Below are 24,466 nucleotides of genomic sequence, written 5' to 3'. Positions count from 1 at the left end.
ATTTTTGATCTAACTCATTCTTTTTTCATGAAAAAACTGTTTCTGTTTCTTTTGAGTCTTTGGTGCTCAACTGTGGTATTTGCTCAGGAAAATGCATCCAATGAATACACTCTGGTAACCTACAATGTTGAGAATCTTTTTGATGCGGATGGAGTAGCCATTTATGATGATTACCGCCCAAATGATGAAGATGGAAATCCGAATTACACCAAAGAAGATGTGCTCACCAAAATTCGACATGCGGTTCGGGTTTTGAAGCAATACAATGAAGGAAAAGGACCCGATGTGATCGCGATGGTGGAATTGGAAAGTGATTTTACGCCTGGCACGATGCTTTCTGCAGATGATTTTCTGAAAAAGTATGATGAAACCAGCCTGGAACAGATGCTTGGAGATGGATTCAACGAAGAAATTGCTGATCTGCCCTCTGAATTACTATTGCTGAAAGGAATGTCCGATGCCGGAATGTGGAAATATGAAATGTCGGTTGGAAAAAGCAAGATGGGTGCTGATGGAGAACCTGAAACCGTTCAGAAGACGGTGACTTATTCGCGGTTCCCGATCAATCATGATAAAACCAAAATTCACCACTTAGTTCGAGCACGACCGATTTTGGAAACCTGGGTCAATGTGGAAGGGCAGGAGCTGGTGGTGTTCAACAATCACTGGAAATCAGGAGCCGGATCCTGGGAAATGGAGCAGTTGCGTCACCAGAATGCGGAAGTGTTACGGGCTCGCTTGGATGAATTGCTTGCCGAAGATCCCGATCTGGATATTGTGCTGGCCGGAGATTTCAACAGTGATTATAACCAAAGTCACCGATATGATTTTGAAAAAACAGCTGTAAATGACATCCTCGGTTCCAGTGGAGATGAAGAAAAAGTAGCCGAAGGAAATACAGCATACGTTTACAATTTATGGTACGATTATCCCATCCAAAAGCGAGGCTCCGATACCTATCGCGGGAAATGGGGTACGCTTATGCAAATGATGATCTCGTCCGGAATGTATGATAATGAAGGGTTGCAATACGTAGACAATTCGTTTGAAAAAGGAGATTTTGGGTTCAATACCTTTAGTACCTCCGGAGAGCCCAAGCGCTGGAGTTCCACCTTTTCCGGAAGTGGATATTCGGATCATTTGCCCGTTTCCATGAAATTCAGAGTTGCCGATAAAAAAGCCAAATACAGCGATTTCTCGAAAAATGATGATGAGCAATGGCAACCGATCGAACTAAGCTATTCAAAACCCAAAGATTATATTACGGAAGAAGAATTCACCGCTGAAGATCCAAGAACAAAACCGGAGTTTTTCAATGAATATGTGAAGGCTGCGGCAACCGTCACTGGGGATTATGATTTTGTGGTCGATGGCATCACCTATGATGTATACGCACCGGCATTTCGTTTGAATACTGTGCTTTCGGAAGTAGCGGGAACCGATCAGGAAGTTCAGTTTTACGGGCGATTTTCTCAATACCGTGGCAATTGGCAGTTTGTGGTAGAGAGTCCGGATTTTATCAGTGTGCAGTGAACAGTTAACAGTGATCAGTAACTATATTTATGATTTTAGCGATTGAGACTTCCACAAATATTTGTTCGGTTTCTTTTCAGGATGATGGGGGAGAGATTTTTGAAAAACGAACCGAGCGGAAAGGATCTCATTCGGAATTGTTGTTTCTCTTCATCCGGGAATTGATGCAGGAGCATGGTTTTAAGATTGAAGATCTGGATGCCGTTTTGGTGAGCTCGGGCCCCGGTTCCTACACCGGATTGCGAATTGCAGCCAGCGCTATCAAGGGTCTGTTATTCGGGATGAAGGTCGATATTTTTGCCGGAAATACGCTGGCCGGATTTGCTCAGGCCGCCGGATATGGAACGGTTCATGCCGTGATAAATGCCCGACGAAAACATCTCTACCATCAACAATTTGAAAAAGGAGATCGGCTCACCCCAACAACAGATTCTGCGATTTTAGAGCTTTTGGAGATCAACGAATTATTGGGAGAAGGAGATCAGATCATTGGAACCGGAATTGATCGTTTGAATGAAGAAATAGGTTCGAAGCTTATCATTTTAGAGGAGTCGAACATTTCTGCCACTAACCTGATTCATCTTTTCAACAGCCCTTCCGGAGATGAATTTTTCCAGCAAACCACCGCAGAGGAACTTGAATCCAATTATCTGAGCAGCAGTCAGGTGAATAATACCAAGGTAAAGTAAATCGGGGAAAAATTGTCCAGTTCTGTGTGGTTAATTAATAGGCAGGAAGCCGGAGCTTCCCGAATGGCATTACGAAGGTGGACTTTCGTAACGAGCTTAACTCGGTATCAAATCTTAGAACAGTTGTGGGTTTTGGAACGAGGTAAAGGTTTAAAACTTAAAGGTCCCGATAGGGACGACCGAAATAGTAGTCCCGGGGTTAGATATTCAAATAAGAAAAACCTTCGCCGGTTGGTTTTGAGGAAAAATGAATATCGGAGGTTGAGCAACCGTGGCACCAACGCGCAGATATTTCGAACAGGATATTAGATTGAGAATTCAAGAGCATCAATTCAACAATATATTTTCCGTGTTAGAGATTTAGTGGTAAATGAACCTAAATCAGATTCAGATTTAAGTTCCAGAATCTTTATTTTGTGGGTCTGAAAATTCACAAAATAAAGTCTATGTCCTGGTTTAAAAGAAAAGACGAGAATATCCAAACCAACACAAAGAAAGAGATGCCGGAAGGTGTTTGGATCAAAGTTCCTACTACCGGTGAAACCATTCACAAGCGAGAGCTGGAAGACAACCTTTGGGTTGATCCGCTGAGTGGCTATCATTTCAGAATTGGAAGCGAAAAGTATTTTGAGATCATTTTTGATGACGGGAAGTTCAAGGAACTGGGACAGGAAATTCAGCCTACCGATCCGCTTGAGTTTGAAGACCGTAAAAAGTATTCCGATCGGCTTAAGCAGTATCAGAAGAAAACAGGATTGAGTGACGCTGCGCGGGTTGGGGTTGGAAAGATGAACAAGCTGGACCTGGTGGTTGCTTGTATGGATTTCTCCTTCATCGGCGGAAGTATGGGCTCTGTGGTGGGCGAGCGCCTGGGTATTGCTATTGATCACGCCCGGGAAAATAAGATTCCACTGATCATCATTTCCCAGACCGGTGGTGCCCGAATGATGGAAAGTGTTCTAAGTTTGATGCAGATGGCTAAAACATCGGCAAAACTGGCACAGCTCGAAGAAGCCAAAGTGCCTTATATCTCGTATATGACCGACCCGACTACCGGTGGCGTAACGGCAAGTTATGCTATGCTGGGTGACTTCAACCTGGCGGAACCCGGCGCACTGATCGGTTTTGCAGGTCCGCGGGTAATTCGCCAAACCATTGGCCGTGATCTGCCGGAAGGCTTTCAGACGGCAGAGTATTTACTTGAACACGGATTTTTAGATTTCATAGTGCCAAGAACTAAAATGAAAGCAAAGCTTACGAAGCTGCTAAAGCTGGTTCTTCATAAAAACAATTAGTTTAATTTCTCTTACCCTGAAAAGAATGCACATCGCATTCTTTTCTTGTTTTAACCCCAAAGTACCAAGTATGAAAGCACTAAAACTATCTGTTCTTTTTTTGGCCTTCTTTTCGCTGACGGCCGTAGCACAAGACAAACAACCCATAGAGTTCGAGCAACTTTTTGATGGCACTTTTGCTCCCGAGAATGTGCAGAATGTGCGCTGGATGAACAATGGGAACTACTATTCGGCAACAAACGAGAATAAGATCATCCGCTACCATATTGTAAACGGAAATGAACAAGTGCTGTTTGACGGAGCCGATTTTACCGGTACCGACGGTGAGTCTCCTTTTCGGATACAGGGATATCAATTCTCTGCGGATGAGAATAAGATCCTGTTAAAAACAGATGTTGAACAGATCTGGCGGAGAAGCACTCGGGAAAATTATTATGTGTACGACCGAAATACGAAGGAACTGACCAAGCTTACCGGCTCTGATGAAAAACAGCAGTATGCGGCATTGTCACCGGCCGGAGACCGGGCTGCTTTTGTACGGGATAATAATTTGTTTTGGGTTGATCTGAATACCGGTGAAGAGACACAGATCACTAACGACGGTGAGTTCAACAAGATCATCAATGGTGCGGCCGATTGGGTGTATGAGGAAGAATTTGGCTTTGCAAAAGCTTGGTTTTGGTCCCCGGATGGAGATCGCATTGCCTTCTATAAGTTCAATGAAGAGCGGGTGAATGAATTTTTCATGACTGAATGGGGTGAGCTTTATCCTGAACCAATACGGTTCAAATACCCCAAGGCCGGAGAACTAAATTCCAAGGTCTCCATTTATGTGTATCATCTGGATTCCGGTGAAACAACCACCATGGATGTGGGCGAAGAAACCGATCAATATATCCCTCGCATAAACTGGACAAAAGATAATGATGTACTTGCGATCCGCCGCATGAACCGTCTCCAGAATAAACAGGATCTGATGCTGGCCAATGTTGAAACAGGCACAACGGAAGTTATTTTAACCGAACAAAGCGATACCTGGCTGGACGTTCATGACAACCTCATCTTTCTGAACAACGGAGAGCAGTTCATTACCACCAGTGAGAAAGACGGTTATAACCATATTTACCTCTATAATCTGGAGGGCAAAGAACTTGAGCAGATCACAAAAGGTCCATGGGATGTAACCGAACTGATCGGGCATGATGACAGGGAATACCAGGTGTATTATGTAAGTGCGGAAGAATCCCCTTTGGAAAGACAGCTCTACCGGGTTCGGGTAGATGGTGAACGGAAGCAAAAACTGACTGAGAAAGCCGGATGGAATGAAGTAAATATGAGCCGGGATTTTAAGTATTACATCAACACATGGTCTGATTCATATTCTGCACCGGTGGTAACGCTGCATCGTAAGAATGGGCGGCAGGTTCGTACCATTCAGGATAATCAGGAACTTGAGCAACACCTTTCTGAGTACAATTACATCCACAAGGAATTCACAACGTTTGAAGTAAACGGCGCTACTCTCAATGCGTTCATGTTGAAGCCGGCCGACTTTGATCCTTCAAAAAAATATCCGGTATTGATGTATGTGTATGGAGGACCCGGAAGCCAAACCGTAACCAGGGCTTTTGAGAGTCGTGACCGTGCCATTTGGCATCATTACCTGGCAAATCAGGGTTATATTGTAGTTTCAGTTGATAATCGGGGAACCGGAGCCCGCGGACGTGATTTCAAGAACCAAACGTATAAGCAGCTTGGGGTACTGGAAACGCAAGATCAGATCGCAGTAGCTGAAAAGCTGGCTGAAATGGACTATGTGGATGCAGGCCGAATTGGGATCTGGGGATGGAGTTATGGCGGATACATGTCTACACTTTCACTGGCTGAAGGAAATGACGTGTTTTCTACCGCAATCGCTGTGGCTCCGGTTACGGACTGGCGTTTCTATGACACTATTTACACCGAACGGTTCATGCAAACTCCACAGCTTAACCCGGAAGGATATAACGCCGGTTCACCTTTGGTGAAAGCAGGCCAGATCAAAGGAAATTATTTGCTGATCCACGGTACCGGAGATGATAACGTGCATTATCAGAACACTATCGAGATGATAGATGCATTGGTTGCCGCTGATGTTCAATTCGACACTTTTATTTATCCCAACCGGAATCACGGCATTTATGGCGGAAACACACGGAAACATCTATACAAAATGATGACCGATTACATTCTGGAAAACCTGTAAACATCATGGTTCCAACGCAGGATGTGTTGAACCAGCTGGTAGCATGTAATACGAGCCGTAAATCATCAATCAAAAATCTTAAACTAAAAATCTAACATGCGCTTTGCTGATTACGCCAAAATTTATGTAACAGCCGGAAGAGGGGGCGACGGTTCTCTTCATTTCCGAAGAGAAAAGTATGTGCCTAAAGGCGGTCCAGACGGCGGCGACGGTGGTAAAGGAGGCGACGTTGTTTTAGTGGGCAATGAGCAGCTGAATACCATTCTTGATCTTCGATATCGTAAATACATTAAGGCCGCTCACGGAGAAAATGGTGCCAAGCAACGAAGTTCCGGCGCTGATGGAAAAGATGAGATCCTGGAAGTCCCGCTTGGAACCGTCGCTTTTGATGCCGACACCAAAGAACGTTTGGGTGAAATTACCGAGCATGACCAAAGAATGGTGATCGCGAAAGGAGGCAAGGGCGGCCTGGGAAACTGGCATTTCCGAAGCTCCACCAATCAAACCCCGCAACATGCTCAGGAAGGTAAACCCGGAGAAGAACGCGTGGTTGAACTGGAGCTGAAGCTGATCGCCGAAGTAGGTTTGGTTGGATTTCCGAATGCAGGAAAAAGTACGTTGCTGTCGGCATTGTCTCACGCTAAACCCAAAATTGCAGACTATCCATTTACTACATTAGAACCCAATCTCGGTGTGGTGAAATTTGATGATTATCGCAGTTTTGTGATGGCTGATATTCCCGGCATCATTGAGGAAGCCCATGAGGGAAAAGGGCTTGGTATACAGTTTTTGCGACATATTGAGCGCAATAATGTGTTGCTGTTTATGGTAAGCAGTATGACCGATATCGAGTATGAATACAAGGCACTTCTGAATGAGCTGAGATCGTACCGAAAAGACCTCCTGGATAAGCCACGAATACTGGCTATCACCAAGATGGATTTAAAACAAGGGTTTGAGCTTGAAGAAGAACTTCACTTTGATGATGAAATTCCCGTTATTCCTATTTCGGCAGCCACTGGTCATGGCGTCGATGAGTTAAAGGAAAAATTATGGGAGTTAATTCAGGATGCAAAAGAACACGAAGAAACTTAGGGTACTTATAGCGCTTTCCATTATTCCGGGGTTTGGATGCCGGCGCGTTTTTAATTTGATCAAACAAGTGGATGACCCGGAAAAAATATTTAGCCTTAGTAAGAGAGAGCTTCGGGCTGTAGAAGGGATTGGAGAAGCCTCTGCCTTGTCGCTGCTTGCTTTTGATGAGTGGGACAGGGTGGATGAGATCATCACCCAAACAGAAAAAAATGGTTCTGAGATCATCACTTTAGCCGATCCGGAATACCCGTCACTGCTCAAACAGATCTACGACCCGCCGGTCTTATTTTGGTTGAAAGGAAGCCCTGAGGCCTTATCAAAACCGGGTATCGCTGTGGTGGGCACAAGAAATACCTCGCCCTATGGACGAAAGATGGCAAAGAAACTGACGGGCGAACTGGCTGATGAAGGCCTTTGCATATTCAGCGGGTTGGCTTATGGAATTGATGCTATCGCCCACAGAACAGCCCTTGAACAAGAAGCTGCAACGGTAGCTGTTTTAGGCTCGGGTATTGATAACTTATATCCACAAAAAAATGCAGATCTTGCCAATCAGATCGTGAAGTCGGGAGGGGCCGTTATTACAGAATTTCCTTTAGGTACAAATCCTGATGCCGGAAACTTTCCGGTCAGAAACCGGATCGTAAGTGGGATGAGCCTGGGTGTTTTGGTGGTAGAATCGGGCATTAAAGGAGGAAGTATGATCACAGCAGACTTAGGACTTGATCAAAACCGGGAAGTGTTTGCCATACCGCATCCGTTAGGGAGTCCTTCGGGAACCGGGTGCAATTACCTGATCAAAAGAGGGGCGGCCAAGTTAGTACAAACCGTAGATGATATTTTGGATGAGCTGCCGGTTCAACAATCAGGAGATTCTGCTAATGAACCGGTTCAGGCCAAACCTGACTGGCGTGAGTTTGAATTGGATGAGTTGTCGGTAAGCATTTGTGAATTACTTGAAAAGAAAGCCTTCCAAGTGGACGAACTGGCAGAAGAGGTAGCAGTTGGAACCAGCCAGTTGCTGGTGAAACTGCTTCAGTTAGAAATGGATGAGCTGGTGCTTCAAAAAGCAGGAAAAGTGTTCGAGCTTAAATAAAAAAAAGACCCTGAATTTGACTCAGGGTCTTCATGGATGCGGAAATTAAGATCTATATCTGTAGATCGCTGCTAACCCGGAGTTCTTTGGGACTTCAGAGTGCTGGAGTCCATACAGTGTGCTTCCTGTCTTTAATGCAGAAACAGCAGCAAAGTTGATCAGGTCTACCGTTTGTCCGTTTAGTTTGTCAGAGATCTCAACACGATTTTCCTGGGGATCAAACGCACCGAACTGCCGGAAGCCCATTGGCACAAACAAGGTGTCAACTTTTCCATAGTAGGCGCTTTTTACGATCTCTGCTACATCCGTAGATATGAGGTCACTTTCCTGAAGGTTATTGAACCGCTCAATATCGCTCTCGATCTCCTGCCGGAAATAGGATTGAGCAATCTCCCAGGATTCCTCTTCGATCTCTTTCACCGACTTATTATCAGCGTTTCCTGAAAGAGCCTCTTCAAGTACATTGGTATATTTATTAGCCTTGCGATAATAGGCAACCAATCGATCCGGTCCGGCTAAAATAAGCGGCCCGTTATTTTTCTTAAGATACTTAGTTACTTTATTCTCTATATGCTTCAAGAACAATTCCAGTTCTTTAGCATTGTCATCTCCTTCGCCTCCTTGTCCGTGGAATACAGCACCATTGCCACTGGCTCCTGTATGATGCTGCATGGAACGTTCATGAACATGATATTTTAAATGTTCCTCCATGCTGGTAGGCACGCTTTCAAACTCCACTTTCACGGTGGCATCAGGTGCGATTTTGAACATCTTGGTTTCACTTTGGCTTAGCACCAGAACATGATAAATACCGTGATGATTTTGAAGTTCAAGCAGTGGAGTGATCAAAAAATTCTCAGCGATATAATAGTTCTCCTCCGGGCTGACCGGGATCTTAAAAAAGTCGAAATAATCTTCATTTACATATAAAGCCAGGCCTTTATCCTGATGCAGCCAAAACTGATTTTCTTTCGTTTTTGCGTATACATCCTCAAAAAGTTTTTCTACACGGCTTTCTTTCCATCCCAATTCCTGAAGTTCACTCTTAACCTTTTGAATGATATTCTTCAGGCGAATAGAATCCTGCTTTCCTTCTTCTCCTTTTTTATGAGTCGGTATAAATATCGAGATATTTACATCTTTTGTACTACTGACCAGGTTCTCAATGATTTCTCTTTTTACGACACTCATTTATAACTCCTTCATTTTTTTGCAGATGAATATGTACCTAATACAACATTTTCAGTGATGAAGTGTTCCATCGAATGCTGTGTTTATGTAACTCCAATTAATAAGGTTTTGGTATGAAAGTAAAGATAGGCCGAGGAGTATTTTTTGGAGGAGAACATGAAGCGGGCGCTTCACGTTATTCGCTCCCCGGCTGGAGCCGGGGAGCAATTAACAGAAAATGATCCGAAATCTACTTCGAAAGCGACTCGATCATCGCTTCAATTTTCTTATCCAGGGTGGCAGCTGCAGGGTCGTAGTCTTCAGCACTCATTAATTTGGAATTCACGCTGCAATAGAATTTGATCTTCGGCTCGGTTCCGGATGGGCGAACAGAGACAATACTGCCATCTTCGGTAATGAACTGAAGAACATTAGATTTGGGCAGATCAATTTCAGTGACCTCACCGGAGTCAATATCTTTTGAAGTTGAGTTTTGGTAATCCTTCACGGTAACAACTTTTGATCCGCCCAATTTTTTTGGAGGTTCAGCTCTAAAATTCTTCATCATTTTCTGGATCTCTTCAGCCCCGGATTTACCCTTTTTATAAACAGACTTGAGATCTTCTCTGTAGAGCCCATGCTTTACATACATATCGAGTAAAGCTTCATAAAGGCTGCTCCCCTGATCTTTATAATAAGCTGCCATCTCGGCAATTATGGCACAAGATACGACCGCATCTTTGTCGCGCACATGCTCCCCGATGAGATAGCCATAGCTCTCTTCGCCGCCGGCTATAAAGGTCTTCTTACCTTCCAGTTCGGTCATCAACTGTCCGATATATTTGAACCCAGTGAGGGTGTTGTAACAGTCTACATTCTTGGTTTCCGCGATCTTGTCGATCAGGTAAGAAGTAACCACGGTTTTCACGATATATTCATTTCCCGTCAGTTTTCCAGCGGCGTCCCAGGCTTCCAGCATGTAGTTGATGATAAGCGAACCGGTTTGATTTCCATTCAACAGCACCATGTCTCCAGCGAGATTGCGAACGGCAATACCCACACGGTCGGCATCCGGATCGGTAGCCATAACCAGGTCGGCATTGGTTTCTTTGGCTTTCTCAAGCGCCATATTCAGAGCTTCCTTTTCTTCCGGGTTTGGATAGACCACGGTTGGGAAGTTGCCATCGGCTTTCATTTGCTCTTCCACCAATATCACGTTCTTAAAACCATAACGGCTCAAAACTTCAGGGACTAACTTTCGGGACGTACCGTGAATGGGGGAAAAGACGATCTTCATATCACTTTGACGTTCAATGGCTTCTTTAGAAAGCGATAACGAAGTTAAGGCGTCCAGGTATTTCTCATCGATCTCTTCCCCGATCATCTCAATGAGCTCCTCATTGCCGTCAAATTTAACTTCATCTACGGAATTTATTTTTTGAACCTCTTCCATCACCATTTTGTCGAAAGGGGCCACCAGTTGACCGCCATCTGCTCCATACGCCTTATATCCGTTGTATTCTTTGGGATTGTGAGAAGCAGTGAGCATGACTCCGCTTTTGCAGCCCAGCTCACGAATAGCAAATGATAACTCCGGGGTGGGACGGAGTTCATCAAAATAGAACACCTGAATACCGTTGGCTGAAAAAACATTGGCAACCACTTGTGCGAGGGTTTCGGAGTTGTTCCTGCAGTCGTGGGCGATCATAACTTTTATGTTTTCATCGGGATATTGTTTTTTCAGGAAATTGGAAAGTCCCTGTGTAGCCATGCCAAACGTATATTTGTTCACCCTGTTCGAACCCACTCCCATAATACCTCTCAGGCCGCCGGTTCCGAACTCGAGATCCTTGTAAAAAGCATCCGTCAGTTCATCAAACTTTTCCTCATCCAGTTTTTGTTGTATCTCGGCTTTCGTTTCCTCGTCATAGCTTCCATTGAGCCATTGGTCTATTTTCTTTTGTACAGCCGAATCTAATGCGTTCATTATTTATAAAGTTATTTAAAGTTGATGAATACTTGTTCCACAGAGCCGAAATATAGCTATCCTGAATTCCATATAGCAATTGTATTCTGGAGCCGGAGCTTCCGGTATTACGCTCCCAAGCCGGAGCTTGGGAGCGAGTACGCTGTCGTGTCAGTTTTAACTCGTGATTCTCCTGCGAGCTCGTAGCTATCAAACGAGCTCGTGCCCAAGCTCCTGCTTGGGCCCGCCTGATCAGAAGCTCAAGCTTCATATTCAAATATTACAGACTATACTTCACACCGCCCAAAACCCAGCGTCCGGGCATTGGAGCACCGAGTATCTCTTGATAGCGGGTGTCGGTCAGATTCAGGATCTGTCCATATACCTGAAAATTTCCGCCAAAGGGTTTGTAGGCTAACTTGAGATTTGTCAGGAAATACTGATCGGGAACTTCAGCGTTGATCAACGAGGCAGACTCGTCTGAACGTACATTGAATTCAGAAAGGGATTCCACAGAGAAATCCCCTGAACTGACAGACAAGCTAAGATTCACCTGATGGGCCGGATGGTTAGCAATATATCGGGAAACCGTATTCTGATCGCTCGTCGTCTTGATGTACGTGTAGCCGGCCTCCGTTCTCATCGTCGTATTGGCTGTAAGCTTATTACTGAAAGCAGATATGAATTCAACTCCAAACACATCACTTTCAGAAATGTTGGAAGCGTAAAAATAATCCTCACCGGACTGTAAGTTATCCGCATTTGTGATGTCATTGGAATTCACCAGGGCATAATCGATCAGGTTTCTGGAACTGCGATAAAATAAAGTCGGGGAGATCAGCAGGTTATTTACGGGAGTCCAGTCGATACCAAGATCGTAGGTTGTTGACTCTTCCGGCATCAGGTCCGGATTTCCGATATTCCGGCCGGGAGTAAGGTTGGGAATCTCGTGGGAGATATATCGTTCCGTGAAATCACCTTCACGGATAGCCCGGCCAATGGAGGTCCGAATGACCGTATTTCCAAGATCATAAGCAGCACTGATCTGTGGCAGAAAAGAGAGATCACTGATTGGATTGAACTGAAGCCGTAAACTGGATGTGACACTCAGCCCAAAATCGTATTTCATGGTATGAATTCCATAAACGCCCCAGGAGGTATTCTCATGATCTCCCCGGTCGGTACTCTCAATTTGTTTATTCAGGATCTGTCCCCCAACCATGAACCGCATATAATTCAGTGAGCGTGAAACAGCAGTTAACTGGTTCGTATCAAGTTTATATTGATGAGAGGCATTTACAAACACCAGGTCGGTATTATGCACATTAGCCGGTGAGATTGCCGCGTTGAAATCAAACACATCATTCACGTCCCGATAAGATGCATTGATCTCAGACCGATGGTTCCCTTTTTCGTAAGTCAAAGCGGTTAAGGCCCATTTGCTGTCGATTTGCTCAACAGATTCATCATAAATGCTTCGGGTATAAAAATAGCGGGCATTGAAATCTCGGTTTTCAAGTCCTGAACGCACGTACCAACTCCAGTTTTCTGCGAAATTCACGGATAAGGCAGCCGACAGGTTCATAACATCAAAATAGGTATTGAAGTTTTCCGAAGCCGAAACCCCTTCTTCAAATCCGGGATTCATAAACTGTTCACCTTCCGAGGTTGCAGTACGAAATGACGTACTGAAGCGAAGGTTTTTCCTGGCTACTCCGGCCGTGGCGTCAATGATGCGAAGGTCATTTTGACCGGCCGAAATATCGATATTTGTCCGGGTTTGAAGTGCTTCTGAAGCCTTGATCTCCTTCATCATGTAGGCCTTCGTTTTGATGTGAACCACCCCGCCTACGGCATCTGCACCATAGGAGGTACTTGCCGGGCCACGGATCAGCTCAATTTGAGCGATCTCAGAAAGAGCCACCGGAATATTGGTATTGAAATGAGCCGTCAGCGGATCATTCAAAGGCGTATTATCCAAAAGGAACATCACCTGAGAAAACGTGCTGCCACGGACACCCACATCGGCTTGTACCCCAAAACCGGCACGTGCGTTAATGTTGATGCCCGGCAGGCTTCGGAGCAGTTCATCTACCGAACTCACCGGCATATCCCGAATATCGGCCTGGGTTATCACGGAAACATTTTTTCCGCTTTCAGAAATAGAAGTTGTGATCCTTGAGGCCGAAACGTCGATGGTATCGAGTTCGGCTTTGATCTGCGCTTGGGGAGAATCCCATAACATAAATAGTATCAGAATTGGTAATAAGTATCTCATAGGTTTTATTTGTTGAATAATAATAGTCGGAGCAAAGATAAGGACGTAGACAACAGATATTAATTAAAATCCGGTACGACTTTTTGGAGGGAGGCCTTCACTGATCAAGAAGTTGTTTCATTTTATTTAGTTATCAAATGGCGATACCTTCTTGGTGAAATTCAAAATGAAAGATTAAGAATTAAAGATTTGCAGCGTTAAATTTTTAATCTTGAACCTTAAATCAAAATTAATGCAGTTACCCATCTACCAAATTGATGCTTTTACAACCCGGTTATTTTCCGGAAACCCGGCAGCGGTTGTACCCCTGAAGGAATGGTTAACAGACGAACAGATGCAGAATATTGCAGCCGAAAACAACCTGTCTGAAACGGCCTTTTTTGTGAAGGAGGGAAACAGTTACCGGCTGCGATGGTTCACCCCAACGGTAGAAGTGGACCTTTGCGGACATGCGACCCTTGCAACGGCCCATGTGCTGTTTGAGGAATTGGATTATGAAGAAGAAGAGATCGTATTCAAGACAAGAAGCGGTTTGCTTTCAGTGAAAAGAGAAGGCGATAAACTGATGATGAATTTCCCCGCTGACGATATGCCGCAAAAGGAAGCTCCGGATGTACTGTTCCGGGCTTTAGGAATTCGGAAAACTTCGGCTACCTACAAAACCGACGACTGGATGGTGGTACTTGATTCGGAAGCGCAAGTGGCGCGGCTCCAGCCGGATATAAAAATGTTGAGTGAAGTGGAAGCCCGGGGTGTGATCGTTACAGCGCCCGGAGATAATGTTGATTTTGTGTCCCGCTTCTTTGCTCCGCAATCCGGGGTGGATGAAGATCCTGTAACCGGTTCGGCTCATACCAAAAGCGCACCCTACTGGAGTAAAAAGCTTGGGAAGAACGAACTTTCGGCCCGTCAGATCTCAGAGCGAGGTGGCGACCTGGTCTGTCGCATGCAAGGGGACAGGGTTGAGATATTAGGTGAGGCCGTAACGTATTTAAAAGGGGAGATTTCCGTTGGTTGAGCTTATAATTTTGTTGTTGATCGGAATTGGGGCGGGCGTTCTGGCCGGATTGCTGGGCATTGGCGGAGGCATCATTTTTACGCCGGTGCTTTTCTTTCTGTTTGAAGGAGCCGGCGTAGAGAACCCGGTAATCTGGACTATCGCATCCGGGTTGTTTTGTACGTTTGTGGCCGCTTCCGGCAGTTTGGTTCGTCAGCATATGCAGGATAATGTATTTTGGAGTGAGGGCATCAAGCTGGGAATTATGGGCGCCATAGGGGTTTTTGCAGGTAAAATGGTTCTCACTTCCCCATATTACAGTCGCGAAGAATTCGTCATTTTCTTTTCGATGATGCTTTTGTACGCCGCTTACATGATGTTTGGCAGAGGAAAAGATCAGGGCGACGAATATGAGCGAGCATTTGAGCCACTAAGGTTAAAGCAGTCTTTTGTGACCGGAGGGATTGGCGGGTTTGTGGCCGCGCTGGCAGGTGTAGGCGGTGGCGGCGTAATGGTGCCCATCATGAATTTATTCTACAAGCAACCCTTTCGTAAAGCTGTCAGCATATCGCACCTTGCGATGGTGATCATGGGACTTTCCGGTTGGGGGCAATTGGCTTTGGAGCCGGGCGCAATATCAGGAATCACTGAATATAGTCTCGGTTATGTAGATTTTGGTGCCGCTCTGCCGCTTTCTTTAGGTGGGCTTGCCGGTGGATTTGGAGGAGCATTATTGAATCACAAGATCAAGAGAAAATGGCTGCAATGGGGTTTTGCTATTCTTGCCGTGGCCATGGCCGGGCGATTGATCTGGGGAATCCTGTAAATCACAAAAGATAACTTACCACCCCGAACAGAAATCCCGAGCCCATATGCATAAAAGCCAATGTTTTCGCAGGAAGGGTGGCCTGGGAAGCACAGAAACTCAACCCCACCCGCTTTGTCATCTCGACCGAAATGGAGTGATCCCGAGAATTCGGGAGAGCGTAATGCAGCGGAGAGATCTGCGGGTTTAGCCAGTGGCAGTGGTAAGTTCATCAGGCAGGGAATTCAATGCCGGCACCGTAGATATCTCCACTCCGTTCCTTCGCCCTGTTAGGGCTCCTTCACTCCGGTCGATATGACAAAGTCGGCAGGGATGGCGGTATGGGAAGCACAGAAAACTAATTCCACCCGCTTTGTCATCTCGACCGAAATGGAGTGATCCCGAGAATTCGGGAGAGCGTAATGTAGCGGAGAGATCTGCGCATGTAGATAGGGCCAGGGTTGCGTTCATCAGGCAGGGAATGCAATGTCGGCACCGTAGATATCTCCACTTCGTTCCTTCGCCCTGTTGGGGCTCCTTCAGTCCGGTCGATATGACAAAGTCGGGAAGGACCTGCGGAAAACATTATGCAGAGTCCGGAATAGATATTCAGCAACCCTACCCCACCGGTTCAAGAGTAACCGTATTATCAGATGGAGCATAGCGGATCACAAAATCCTGCCCGGAATCCTCATCATGAAAACGCATCGACATTTCCTTATTGAGCTGTATTTCATCGATCTCATGAGGTTTGATCATGAGCGGCTCCAGAAATTCTTCATCGAGGCCGCGCATGGTCTTGAGTTCTTCGTTCAGGAAATCCATGTACTCCAGCTTCAAACTTCCTTCACGAATGTAGGTTATTATCAGCGAGTAGGCTACCTGTCCTGCATAGGTAAAGCGTTCCTGTAATTGTGAATTAAGCTTGCGGACATCTTGTTGTCTTGAAAAGAAGTAAAACTTGAGTCCTTTTTCGAACAAAATTTTATCTCGCTCATTCAATATCTTTGTAATTGTATCCATGAACCAAAGTTAAAACCTTTAATTCACAAAATTCAGAATTATGTCTGCTACACCATCAACCATGCTGGAATTAGGAACGGAAGCACCGGATTTCACTCTGGAAAGCGTTAACGGTGGAAGTTTATCACTTAATTATACGAATCAAAGCAAAGGTTTTGTGGTGATGTTCATATGCAATCACTGCCCGTATGTGCTTCATATAGAAAATGAATTAGTGAAATTAGCCAATGAATATATTGCCAAAGGCATCGGGTTCATCGCCATAAGCTCTAACGATGTGGAAAAATATCCACAGGACAGCCCGGAAAAAATGGCGGAGAAAAATTATCCCTTTCCTTATCTGTATGATGAAGATCAGGAAGTGGCTAAAGCCTACAAAGCTGCCTGCACTCCCGACTTATTTGTATTTGACGGGGACAGGAAATTGGTTTATCGTGGGCAGTTTGATGACAGCCGCCCCAAGAACGATGAGCCGGTAACAGGCAAAGACCTCAGACAAGCAATGGACGCTGTTCTGGAAGGAAAAACGATTCCGGAAGACCGGCAAAAACCCAGCATTGGCTGTAACATCAAATGGAAAAAAGGAAACGAACCTGAATATTTTGGTTAAACGACATTCATGAAAAAAGAAAAACTTCAGCAACTACGGGAAGACTACAGTAAAAGTGCTTTGGATGAATCGGATATATTGGAAGATCCGGTTCAACAATTTGAAAAATGGATGGAGGAGGCACTGAAGTCAGAGGTCCCCGAACCCAATGCCATGACGCTTTCCACGGTGGATATGCAGCAAAAACCTCATTCAAGAGTCGTTCTGCTGAAAGGTATAGAGGATGGAAATTTCATTTTTTTCACCAATTATGCCAGTCAGAAGGGAGAAGAGATGGAAGAAAATCCAAACGTAGCTCTTTGTTTTCTGTGGTTAGAGCTGGAGCGACAAGTACGAATAGAGGGAGAAGCAGAGAAACTTCCCGGGGAACAGAGTTTGGCCTATTTTAAGGAGCGGCCATATAAAAGTCAGCTTGGGGCATTGGCTTCCAATCAAAGTGCTGTGGTTCCAAACCGGGCTTTTCTGGAAGAACGGTTTAAGGAGCTTGAAGGAAAATACGCTGAAGGTGAAGTTCCAAAACCTGAAACCTGGGGCGGATATAAAGTGAAGCCCGAGGTATTTGAGTTTTGGCAAGGCCGAAGAAGTCGACTCCATGATCGCATTAAATACGAGAAGGTCGGCAACAAATGGGATATCAAACGGCTTTCGCCTTGAAAGTTGTTAAAGAAAGACCATGACGTAACATCCTCCAAAAAAAGTTGTCACCCGAGACGCGTAGTAAATTGAAATAGGAAGAAGTAGTCTAACGCGAGGTCTCAAAAGTTGAATTGTTTGGGTGGTATTATGGGCTGGTGCAAGTGGATTCATGAAAGCCCGTATTCCCGACCCCATCTGTCTTCCCCTTCAACAAGGGGAAGGACGCCTGGAAAGTAATGTAAAGGAGGTAAATTAATCGGATGATTGTTGCATTGATACACTGAACATAATCAAATACCACTCGTCATCCCTGCCTCGGCAGGCAGGCCGGACAAGACGCAGTCCCGATAATCGGGACGAAGTCGCCGATGCGGGATCTCTCTACGCTACTGGGGATGTTGATCACTGCACCAGGGTTAAAACCCATGCTTGCGTACCGGAAGAGATGGTTTGGTTGATTCAACAGCTTGCCCGAATCTGGTCAATCCAATTCCTTCGCCGGCATCGCGAAACCCAATCCCTGTCCCTTGCCCTCCGGCTCTTCGGTAAGACATGCTAGTCATCGCCGGTGCCGCAGGGTAAGGGAACGCTTTTGTTGGTTATTGGGCAATTCATGCATTCGATGTAGTAGGTACGCTTCATGCCAATGAACCACGGATTAAACGGATTGTTGGATTATACGGATTAAAACCAGGCCAACCGTTCAATGTTGGAAGTTCGATGTTCCTTGTTGGATGTTCCGCCCCCAAAGTTGTCACCCCGAGCGTGATGCAGCAGTGGTGATTTAGGATGTATATCGCGAGGGGCCTCAAGATCTGCACAGACGAGTGGTATTAACTGTTGAGATCCCTCGTGTTCACCGGCAAGGTCCTTGGCAAATTTTAATGCACTCGAAAAGACACCTTTAGGCTTTTAGGACTATTGGTTTTAAAATATCATATATACTTCTTTGTTGTTATCGAATTCAGGCATAAGCCGCAGCTTGCCTTTGTCGGCAGACAGGCTTGGTAACGAGCATCAAAGTAGGTCGGGCAGTTAGCCCGAACCGAGCAACAAGCCCCGAATGGGGCGGCCATCACCAACACAGGGCAGCGCCCTGTGCCAGAAAGCCAGCCACAATCCTCAGCCCTGAAAGGTCGTAATACTGTAGCATAGTATGCTATTACTTCCCCATACCATATCGAACAAGAACTCTTGTGACGAGAGGTAAGTAAGCTCCCTTACCCTGACGCGTTTAAATCATATGCCAAGCAGGCCACCAATCAAATAGTAAATCCGGTAAAAAAATAACTACCCCATGCGTTAGGGCAAGGGCGGGGGGATTGGGTTCAGAGATGCCCAGAGTAGCAAGTTGCTTGCATTCACCCAGAAGTACGAAGCAGGAGCTTGGGAACGAGTAAGAACTTGCACCTTGCACCTTGCACCTAACACCTAACACCTAACACCTAAACCCTCAAGCTTCAAAGCACAAAGCACAAAGCACAAAAATCCTTATTTTGGGCGAAATTCAAAAACAAATGCCCCTGATGCCTAAGATCAAAGAAGAGCGGATGGAAGAACTTCCCAAGCTCGAAAATACGCTGGTATATACTGAATTCGATGATGATAACCCTGCACCAAAAGGGAGATGGAATTCTGAAATATTCGACAAAGATCTGCCCATTGTGCTGGAGTTAGCTTGTGGTAAGGGGGAGTATTCCATTGGGTTGGCTGAGATCGAGCCGGAAAAGAATTATGTGGGACTGGACATCAAGGGAAACCGCATGTGGGTTGGAGCCACAGAAGCGCTCGAAAAAGGATTGGATAATGTACGCTACCTGAGGTGCTTTATAGACCACCTGGATCAATTTTTTGGAGAGGATGAGGTGGATGAGGCTTGGATCGTATTTTCGGATCCTTACCTCAAAAAAGAGCGAAAACGACTCACACATCCCAAGTTTCTGAAGCACTATCGCAAGGTGATGAAGCCCGGTTCTGTCATCCACCTGAAAACGGACAGTGATGTGCTGTATGAATATACAAAAGAGATCATCAAGCAGGAGCAACTGGAATTGGTTGATGACGAACCCAATGTACACCAAAACCGCCCCGGCGACCCCAAACTTTCCATTCTCACTTATTACGAGCAGATGCACCTGGAAAAGGGAAAAACCATCAAGTACCTGGCATTTAAGATTTGATAGATATAAGACTAATGATGTCTAAATAAGTCTGTTCCTTCCTATGTCATCTCGACCGAAATGGAGTGGGTGATAGCGTAGAACTGCTCGCTGAGCCGTTTTGGATTCTCATGATCTCAGGAGTCATACCCGCAAAGTTGTCGCCCGAGTCGCGTAGTAAGTTGAATTGGAATGAAAAAGTATTCCGCGAGCCTGCCTGCCGGCGAGACAGGGGGTCTCAAGAGTTGAACAATCGAGTTGTTTTAAGCGATGAGATCCCTCGTGTTCTACATCTCGGGCATGGAATTTTACGAGCCACTCGGGATGACAACTTCGGAGTCTTTTTTTAACGTTGTCACCCCGAGTGCGACGTTGCTTTAGTGAGTTGAGATGTACACCACGAGCCTGCCGGCAATCACCACCGGCGATTTCTCCCGACCTTGTCATCTCGACCGAAATGGAGCGATCCCGAGAATTCGGGAAAGCGCAATGCAGCGGAGAGATCTGCGTAGCCTGCCAAGGGAATGAGCGTAACCACGAAAACCCAAGCCTCGCCAAAGCCGCAGGGTAAGGGAACGCTTTTGATAGATCAGTGCTGTAGAATTGTTGTGTTATAGATATAGCATCACCTTGACCGGGATTGGAAATATCTCTTAAAGTTGTCACCCCGAGCGGGAAATTTTAGGGGAGGGTCAGTTGTGTTACGCGAGGGGTCTCAAGAGTTGAGAAATCAAGTTGTTTTAAACGATGAGATCCCTCGTGTTCTACATCTCGGGCATGGAATTTTACGAGCCACTCGGGATGACAACTTCGGAGTCTTTTTTTAAGGTTGTCGGCGGGCATTTCTCCCGACCTTGTCATCTCGACCGAAATGGAGCGATCCCGAGAATTCGGGAGAGCGCAATGCAGCGGAGAGATCTGCGTAGCCTGCCAAGGGAATGAGCGTAACCACGAAAACCCAAGCCTCGCCAAAGCCGGCAGGCAGGCCGGATCAGACGCAGTCCCGATAATCGGGACGAAGTCGCCGATGCGGGATCTCTCTACGCTACTGGGGATGTTGATCAACGCACCAGGGTTTAAACCCATGCTTGCGTACCGGAAGGGGTGGTTGGTTGATTCAACAGCTTGCCCGAGTCTGACCAACCGTTCAATGTTGAAAGTTCGATGTTCCTTGTTGAATGTTCCTTGTTCGATGTTCATTACCGCTTGATTTTCGATTTGGAATGTTTAACTTGCGTTAGTTAACACTGTTAACCTAATCAAGGCAATGAGCGAAGAAGTCCCTTTACGTGATCAAATTTTAAACATCAGCCGGCATATCCTTTATAAGGATGGATATAAATCGTTATCCATGCGTAAGATCGCCAGGAAAGCTGAAGTTACAGCTACCAGCATTTACCTCTATTTCGAGAATAAAGACCATCTGCTTCACACGCTGATCGAGGAGTCTGTTGAGGACCTCAGCACACATATCGAAGAGCAGGCATTGCCCAAGGCGAATACCATCGACCGCTTCAAGGCCATCATCCAAAGCTATGTAGAATTTGGGATGAGCAATCCTGAAAAATATGAGATCATTTACCAGGTGCGCTCGGATGCCATGGCGCGATATCCCAAAGAGAAATTCAGGAAAGCCCGGCGCGCTTACGAACTGTTGGTGAAGACCATCGAAGAAGGCGTGAAAGAGGGATTGATGGAAGTGGATGACCCGGTGTTAGCGGCCTATTCCATTTGGGCACAGCTGCATGGTGTAGTGTCGGTAGTATTGAACGGCAGGCTGGACAGCCGGATCAACAAAGAACAATTTGTAGAAGAATCTATCGAGCATGTGATTCAGGGATTTCTGGAACGTGCTGCGGTATCATAAACGGAGAATAATATGGAAGCAATTATGGAATATTTCGGATTTTTTAGTGAGATCCCGCTTTGGGCCTCTATCGGCTCAGCAGTCTTGTTGACGCTGATCCTGGGCTACACCGGCGCCCCTCTTTGGCTGTGGGCCATTGCAGGTTATGCAGCCTTGGCCGGACTCGATGCCCCCAACTGGTTGTTCATCACCTACACCGTCCTTGTTTTGGTGTTCAACCTGAAAGCGCTTCGAAGGATTGTATTGAGTGGTCCGCTGATGAAGTTACTGGATGCCATCAACTTCCTGCCCAAGATCTCCGAGACGGAACAAACCGCTATTGAAGCCGGGAACGTATGGGTGGAAGGAGAACTCTTTTCGGGCAAGCCGAACCTGAAACGCATTCTGGATGAAGACTATCCCGAGCTGACCAAAGAGGAACAGGCATTCATGGACGGTCCGGTTGAGCAACTTTGTGAGATGGTCACCGACTGGGACGTGATGGTCCGAAAGGATTTCACCGATGAAGTGTGGGATTTTATGCGCAAAGAAAAATTCTTTGGGTTGATCATTCCAAAAAAATACGGCGGACTGGAGTTTTCTGCCACGGCTCACTCCGCAATTGTGGCTAAACTGGCCTCCCGATGCGGACCTTTGGCCACAACCGTTATGGTTCCAAACTCCCTGGGGCCTGCAGAGCTGCTGCTTCACTATGGAACCGACGAGCAAAAAGATCATTACCTGCCAAGACTGGCCACCGGCGAAGAAATGCCGTGCTTTGGACTGACCGAGCCAAATGCCGGATCAGACGCCGGAAGCATGCGCTCGGAAGGCATTGTGTTCAAAGGAGATGACGGAGAGCTGTACCTTCGCCTCAATTTTGAAAAGCGATATATCACCCTGGCCGCTATCTCTACGGTGATCGGATTGGCCTTCAACCTGAAAGACCCCAAGCATTTATTGGGAGACAAAGAGAATCTTGGCATCACGGCTGCTTTGATCCCCTCCGATACGGAAGGCGTGGTTTTGGGCCGCCGGCATGATCCACTGGGTATCCCATTTTACAACTGCCCGATCAATGGTAAAGATGTGGTCGTTCCCGTGGATGCCATCATCGGTGGAAAAGAAGGAGCCGGAAATGGCTGGCGCATGCTGATGGAATCGCTGGCCGTAGGACGTGGAATCTCCCTGCCGGCACAAAGCGTGGGAGGTGCTAAAGTAGCCACTCGTGCCATTGGAGCTTATGCCGCTATCCGAAAACAATTTGGACTGAATATTGGGAAGTTTGAAGGAATCGAAGAACCGATGGCCCGTATTGGCGGTTATACTTACCTGATGGAAGCAGCCCGGAGATATACCACCGGCGGACTCGATCAGGGACAAAAACCGGCAGTGGTTACCGCTATCGCCAAATACAACTTTACGGAGTTAGGCCGCGAGATCGTGAATGATGCCATGGATATTGTAGGAGGAGCCGGTATTTCACGCGGACCCCGAAATATCTTTGCCAGCAGTTACACAGCCATGCCCATCGCGATTACGGTAGAGGGCGCCAATATCCTCACGCGTACTCTGATGATCTTTGGTCAGGGCGCCATTCGGTGCCATCCGTATGCGTATAACGAAATTGACGCACTCATGAACAAAGACGTGACGAAATTCGATGATAACTTCTGGAAACACATCGGACATGTCTTCAAAAACCTGACCCGGTCTATGGTATTGAGTGTGACTCGCGGCAAGATCGCCGGTACGCCCGTAAACGGACCTGCATCCAAATACGCGAAGAAATTGGTGTGGTCTTCCGCCTCTTTTGCTTTCTTTGCAGACCTGGCTCTCGGTTCCTACGGAGGTGCCCTCAAGATGAAAGAGAAGATCGCGGGCCGGTATGCCGACATCCTCAGTTACCTGTATCTTGCTTCCGGAACGTTGAAACGGTTTGAAGCCGAGGGAAGACGTGAAGCCGATCGTCCTTATTTCGAATGGGCGATGGAATACAGCTTTTGGAAGATTCAGCAGGCGTTCGAAGGCATTCTTCGGGAGATCAAAGTGCCGGGACTAAGCTGGCTGTTCCGTTTGGCCGGTGTGTGGGGCCGTTTAAATCCGATCGGAACTTATCCTTCCGACAAACTGGGTCATAAAGTGGCCCAAGCTATGCAGACCCGCGGTGAGGGCCGGGATCATATCACGGACGGTATGTTCATGCCTAAGGACAAAGAATCTGCCATTGGCCGGTACGAGTACACCATGGAGCTCAATGAGCAGGCGTGGCCGGTGTTCAAGAAGTTATACAAGGCCATCAAAGCTAAAGAGCTGCCCAAAGAGCCTTACATGGAGATCGCCGACCTGGCGGTCAAGAAAGGGGTGATCACCAAAGAAGAGGCCGAGCTCGTCAAGAAAACTGAAGAGGCTCGTAATGATGCCATTCAGGTAGATGAATTCACCCTCGAAGAGTACCTCAATGAAACCCCAACCAAACCCGCCGGCAACGGAAAACGACCCGAGAAAGCTCCCGAAGCAATGATGTAGAACGTACAACGGCTCGCCGAGCCGTTTTGGTTGCGTTGGTTGGGTGGTATTATTGGCTTACGACAGTGGAGCGTGAATGTTGCTCAATGCACCAGGGTTAAAACCCATGCTTGCGTACCGGAAGGGATGGTTGGCTGATTCAACAGCTTGCCCAAATCTGGCCAACCGTTCAATGTTGAAAGTTCGATGTTCCTTGTTGGATGTTCCACCCCCAAAGTTGTCACCCCGAGCGGGAAATTTTAGAGGAGGGTCAGTTGCATTCCGCGAGGGGTCTCAAGAGTTGAACAATCGAGTTGTTTTAAGCGATGAGATCCCTCGTGTTCTACATATCAGCCATAGAATTTTACGAACCACTCGGGATGACAACTTCGGAGTCTTTTTTTAAGGTTGTCGCCGGCCATTTCTCCCGACCTTGTCATCTCGACCGAAATGGAGCGATCCCGAGAATTCGGGAAAGCGCAATGCAGCGGAGAGATCTGCGTAGCCTGCCAAGG

General features: G+C 46.4%; 18 protein-coding genes. 13 read left to right on the top strand and 5 right to left on the bottom strand.

Features of this window, described 5'->3' with window-relative positions; all coding sequences use genetic code 11:
• Positions 1-27 precede the first annotated feature (27 nt).
• The 6 genes from B151_RS0108435 (at position 28) to dprA (ending at position 7,953) form a co-directional block, all read left to right on the top strand.
• Entirely contained in the window at positions 28-1,533 is a 1,506-nt protein-coding gene (locus tag B151_RS0108435; protein ID WP_020403187.1) for an endonuclease/exonuclease/phosphatase family protein, read from the top strand.
• 29 nt (positions 1,534-1,562) lie between these two features.
• The gene (tsaB, locus tag B151_RS0108430) at positions 1,563-2,222 is read left to right on the top strand and encodes a tRNA (adenosine(37)-N6)-threonylcarbamoyltransferase complex dimerization subunit type 1 TsaB (protein ID WP_020403186.1); all 660 of its coding nucleotides are present in this window, start codon (positions 1,563-1,565) and stop codon (positions 2,220-2,222) included.
• A 446-nt stretch (positions 2,223-2,668) separates the two neighbouring features.
• A complete protein-coding gene (gene accD / locus B151_RS0108425) occupies positions 2,669-3,517 on the top strand; it encodes an acetyl-CoA carboxylase, carboxyltransferase subunit beta (RefSeq protein ID WP_020403185.1) in 849 nt (282 codons plus the stop codon).
• A 70-nt stretch (positions 3,518-3,587) separates the two neighbouring features.
• Positions 3,588-5,762, top strand: coding sequence for a S9 family peptidase (locus B151_RS0108420; protein WP_026166575.1), 2,175 nt, complete (start codon positions 3,588-3,590; stop codon positions 5,760-5,762).
• A 96-nt stretch (positions 5,763-5,858) separates the two neighbouring features.
• Positions 5,859-6,857 carry a GTPase ObgE gene (gene obgE / locus B151_RS0108415; RefSeq protein ID WP_020403183.1) on the top strand — a complete coding sequence of 333 codons (999 nt, stop codon included), beginning with the start codon at positions 5,859-5,861 and terminating at the stop codon, positions 6,855-6,857.
• Entirely contained in the window at positions 6,832-7,953 is a 1,122-nt protein-coding gene (gene dprA / locus B151_RS0108410; protein ID WP_020403182.1) for a DNA-processing protein DprA, read from the top strand. Before obgE ends, dprA begins: the two co-directional genes overlap by 26 nt.
• A 45-nt stretch (positions 7,954-7,998) precedes the next feature.
• On the opposite strand, the gene B151_RS0108405 is transcribed toward dprA, so the two are convergent.
• From B151_RS0108405 to B151_RS0108395, 3 genes are all read right to left on the bottom strand, one after another.
• Entirely contained in the window at positions 7,999-9,144 is a 1,146-nt protein-coding gene (locus B151_RS0108405; RefSeq protein ID WP_020403181.1) for a baeRF7 domain-containing protein, read from the bottom strand.
• Positions 9,145-9,373: 229 nt separating this feature from the next.
• On the bottom strand, positions 9,374-11,110 hold the full coding sequence (locus B151_RS0108400) for a phospho-sugar mutase (protein WP_020403179.1): 1,737 nt from the start codon (positions 11,108-11,110) through the stop codon (positions 9,374-9,376).
• Between the two features lie 259 nt (positions 11,111-11,369).
• Positions 11,370-13,367: a TonB-dependent receptor plug domain-containing protein gene (locus tag B151_RS0108395; protein WP_083909885.1), complete on the bottom strand. Its 1,998-nt coding sequence runs from the start codon at positions 13,365-13,367 to the stop codon at positions 11,370-11,372.
• 232 nt (positions 13,368-13,599) lie between these two features.
• Between B151_RS0108395 and B151_RS0108390 the strand changes: the two genes are divergently transcribed.
• Together B151_RS0108390 and B151_RS0108385 are read left to right on the top strand one after the other, a co-directional pair.
• A complete protein-coding gene (locus tag B151_RS0108390) occupies positions 13,600-14,385 on the top strand; it encodes a PhzF family phenazine biosynthesis protein (RefSeq protein WP_020403177.1) in 786 nt (261 codons plus the stop codon).
• Positions 14,378-15,190: a sulfite exporter TauE/SafE family protein gene (locus tag B151_RS0108385; protein ID WP_020403176.1), complete on the top strand. Its 813-nt coding sequence runs from the start codon at positions 14,378-14,380 to the stop codon at positions 15,188-15,190. The genes B151_RS0108390 and B151_RS0108385 overlap by 8 nt, the downstream gene beginning before the upstream one ends.
• Positions 15,191-15,787: 597 nt before the next feature.
• On the opposite strand, the gene B151_RS0108380 is transcribed toward B151_RS0108385, so the two are convergent.
• Positions 15,788-16,192 carry a hypothetical protein gene (locus B151_RS0108380; RefSeq protein ID WP_020403175.1) on the bottom strand — a complete coding sequence of 135 codons (405 nt, stop codon included), beginning with the start codon at positions 16,190-16,192 and terminating at the stop codon, positions 15,788-15,790.
• A gap of 40 nt (positions 16,193-16,232) precedes the next feature.
• On the opposite strand from B151_RS0108380, the gene B151_RS0108375 reads away from it, so the two are divergent.
• On the top strand, positions 16,233-16,802 hold the full coding sequence (locus tag B151_RS0108375; protein ID WP_020403174.1) for a thioredoxin family protein: 570 nt from the start codon (positions 16,233-16,235) through the stop codon (positions 16,800-16,802).
• A gap of 9 nt (positions 16,803-16,811) precedes the next feature.
• A complete protein-coding gene (gene pdxH, locus B151_RS0108370; RefSeq protein WP_020403173.1) occupies positions 16,812-17,456 on the top strand; it encodes a pyridoxamine 5'-phosphate oxidase in 645 nt (214 codons plus the stop codon).
• 398 nt (positions 17,457-17,854) lie between these two features.
• Here pdxH and B151_RS20090 read toward each other — a convergent pair whose 3' ends face one another.
• Entirely contained in the window at positions 17,855-17,992 is a 138-nt protein-coding gene (locus tag B151_RS20090) for a hypothetical protein (protein ID WP_020403172.1), read from the bottom strand.
• A gap of 972 nt (positions 17,993-18,964) precedes the next feature.
• Between B151_RS20090 and trmB the strand changes: the two genes are divergently transcribed.
• The 3 genes from trmB (at position 18,965) to B151_RS0108345 (ending at position 23,972) form a co-directional block, all read left to right on the top strand.
• Entirely contained in the window at positions 18,965-19,618 is a 654-nt protein-coding gene (gene trmB / locus B151_RS0108360) for a tRNA (guanosine(46)-N7)-methyltransferase TrmB (RefSeq protein WP_026166574.1), read from the top strand.
• Between the two features lie 1,246 nt (positions 19,619-20,864).
• Positions 20,865-21,464: a TetR/AcrR family transcriptional regulator gene (locus B151_RS0108350; protein ID WP_020403169.1), complete on the top strand. Its 600-nt coding sequence runs from the start codon at positions 20,865-20,867 to the stop codon at positions 21,462-21,464.
• Between the two features lie 12 nt (positions 21,465-21,476).
• On the top strand, positions 21,477-23,972 hold the full coding sequence (locus tag B151_RS0108345) for an acyl-CoA dehydrogenase (RefSeq protein ID WP_020403168.1): 2,496 nt from the start codon (positions 21,477-21,479) through the stop codon (positions 23,970-23,972).
• Positions 23,973-24,466: the final 494 nt, after the last annotated feature.

Origin of the sequence: Gracilimonas tropica DSM 19535 (assembly GCF_000375425.1) — a bacterium.
GTDB classification, from domain to species: domain Bacteria; phylum Bacteroidota; class Rhodothermia; order Balneolales; family Balneolaceae; genus Gracilimonas; species Gracilimonas tropica.
This window is presented reverse-complemented; position numbering and strand designations above follow the sequence as displayed.